Origin of the sequence: Vibrio sp. V01_P9A10T6 (assembly GCF_963877065.1) — a bacterium.
GTDB lineage: Bacteria > Pseudomonadota > Gammaproteobacteria > Enterobacterales > Vibrionaceae > Vibrio > Vibrio anguillarum.
Map to the genome: position 1 here is coordinate 1 of NZ_CAWNTB010000113.1, position 2,817 is coordinate 2,817.

General features: G+C 45.6%; 2 protein-coding genes. One reads left to right on the top strand and one right to left on the bottom strand.

Going from position 1 to position 2,817, the window contains the following annotated elements; genetic code table 11:
- Positions 1-43: 43 nt before the first annotated feature.
- Positions 44-1,468 carry a tRNA (N6-isopentenyl adenosine(37)-C2)-methylthiotransferase MiaB gene (gene miaB / locus AACQ21_RS06430; RefSeq protein ID WP_013857327.1) on the bottom strand — a complete coding sequence of 475 codons (1,425 nt, stop codon included), beginning with the start codon at positions 1,466-1,468 and terminating at the stop codon, positions 44-46.
- A 257-nt stretch (positions 1,469-1,725) separates the two neighbouring features.
- Here miaB and AACQ21_RS06435 point away from each other — a divergent pair.
- The coding region (locus AACQ21_RS06435; RefSeq protein WP_105977377.1) for a 2-octaprenyl-3-methyl-6-methoxy-1,4-benzoquinol hydroxylase at positions 1,726-2,817 on the top strand (1,092 nt) is incomplete at its 3' end.

The window sequence follows — 2,817 nt, forward strand, 5'->3', positions numbered from 1 at the left end:
GTGCCCGATTATGATCGAGCACTGTATGACATTATGCTTAAACCTAAGGTGTAAAAGTGGCTACCCCTAGCTCATTTTCTCGACGTGTTTTCGCCATCATTTGCGTTGGTGAAATCACGGTGCGAAGATCCATCTCTTGTTCAGTGCGAACCAGTTCACCACGCAGTGAGTTGGCAAACACATCGACAATTTTCACATCGACAAATTGGCCAATCAGATCGGCGGAGCCTTCAAAGTTAACGACACGGTTATTTTCGGTACGGGCGCGAAGCTCCATTAGATTTTTCTTAGATGGGCCTTCGACTAATACGCGTTGTTCTGTACCTAACATCAAACGTGAGTAACGCATCGCTTGTGCGTTGATTGTTTGCTGCAGTTCATATAAACGCTCTTTTTTGGCGTCTTCTGATAAATCACATGGGTAATCAGCGGCTGGCGTACCCGGGCGAGGGGAGAAGATAAAGCTGAAGCTCATATCAAAATCAACGTCTTTAATCAGCTTCATTGTATCTTGAAAGTCTTTATCTGTTTCACCGGGGAAACCGACAATAAAGTCAGAACTAATTTGTATCTCTGGGCGCGCCTTACGCAGTTTGCGAATAATGGATTTGTACTCAATCGCGGTGTGTGGGCGCTTCATCATGGTTAAGATTCGGTCTGAACCACTTTGTACCGGAAGATGCAGGAAACTCACCAGCTCAGGTGTGTCTTCATAAACGGCAATAATATCGTCGGTAAATTCGAGTGGGTGGCTGGTGGTGAATCGAATGCGATCAATACCATCAATGGAGGCGACTAAACGTAGCAGATTAGCAAATGAACAGATTTCACCATCGTGCATAGGGCCACGGTATGCGTTAACGTTTTGTCCTAAAAGATTGACTTCGCGTACACCTTGCGCCGCGAGTTGCGCGATTTCATACAACACATCATCCATCGGGCGACTGACTTCTTCACCGCGAGTGTAAGGTACTACGCAGTAAGTGCAGTATTTTGAACACCCTTCCATAATAGAGACGAATGCAGTTGCGCCGTCTGCTTTTGGTTCTGGTAAACGGTCGAATTTTTCAATCTCTGGGAACGAAATGTCCATGACTGGCGCATCGTTGGTTTGCGATTGTTTTATCATTTCTGGCAAGCGGTGTAGGGTTTGCGGGCCAAAAATAACATCAACAAAAGGAGCGCGTTCACGGATGTGATCACCTTCTTGGGTTGCAACACAGCCGCCAACGCCAATCACGACGCCTGGTTTTTTATCTTTCAATGTTTTCCAGCGACCTAGCTGATGAAAGACTTTCTCTTGTGCTTTTTCTCGGATCGAACAGGTGTTAAGTAATAATACATCTGCTTCCTCTGGCTCTTCCGTTAGCTCATAGCCGTTTGCAGCGTTAAGCAGGTCGGCCATTTTTGATGAATCGTATTCGTTCATCTGGCAGCCCCAGGTTTTAATTAGCAGTTTCTTACTCATCTCACTTTCGCTCGTCTTATTGGTCTAAATTGGTTGAACTAATGCTCAAATTGTAGCCGCCATCTCGGCGGTAAGCCGCGTATTGTACTGCTTTAAAAAGTCACTGACTAGTCATCCAATAAAATCTCTCGCATGTTCCGTCATCTCTAGATTTTTACCATAGAAAGTGCAGGGTTTTTGTGTAAAAAAATTCGCAAAAAAGAGCTGAAAACGTACAATGAAAATCGACTCAAAACTCAGACGATTAAGTGTAAACAATGAACAATTTTGACGTGGTGGTGATTGGCGGTGGCATGGTTGGTGCGGCAGTGGCTATAGGCTTTGCTAAGCAAGGTCGCACGGTTGCTCTGGTCGAAGGTATAGAGCCTGAAGCATTTACAATAGACCAAGTAATGGATCTGCGCGTTTCTGCCATTTCGCAAACTTCGGTTCAGTTACTTACTGACTTAGGCGCATGGGATGAAATTATGCAAATGCGTGTTTGTCCTTATCGCCGCCTAGAAACCTGGGAGCACCCAGAGTGCCGTACTCGTTTTCATAGCGATGCATTGGGCCTCCCTCAGCTGGGTTATATGGTCGAAAATCGTCTTATTCAGATCGGATTGTGGGGGCAATTTGTGCACTATCCGAATTTGCAGGTTTTTTGTCCTGATAAGCTCAAGCACATTGTGTTTGGCCAACAAAATAGCGTGCTTTTAGAGTCAGGCGCAACTCTTACTGCAACTTGGGTGATTGGTGCGGATGGTGCAAATTCTCTTGTGCGGCAGCTGGCGGGAATTGGTATTACCGCGTGGGATTATCGACACCATTGCATGTTGATCAATGTCGAAACTCATCAACCTCAGCAAGATATTACTTGGCAGCAATTTTTTCCATCCGGCCCGCGCTCGTTTCTTCCTTTGCCGGGTAATCAAGCTTCTTTGGTATGGTATGACTCACCAAAACGAATTCGCCAATTGTGTGCGATGAACAAGCAGCAGTTAAGGGAGCAAGTGTTGGCCTCTTTTCCTGAGGAACTAGGCGATATTAACGTGTTGCAGTGTGGGGCATTTCCCCTCACTCGTCGTCATGCTCAGACGTATGCGAAACGGCAATGTGTTTTGGTTGGCGATTCAGCACACACGATTAACCCTCTGGCTGGGCAAGGGGTGAATTTAGGGTTTAAAGATGTAAAAGCGTTATTAGCTGTGACACAAAATCAAGAAGCTTTAACACAAGCGCAATTACGGAATTATGAAACATGCAGAAGGCCGGATAACTTAGTGATGCAATCAGGAATGGATCTGTTTTATAAAACGTTCAGCAACGAGGTTTTGCCAGCAAAGTTGGTGCGCAACGCGGTATTGAAG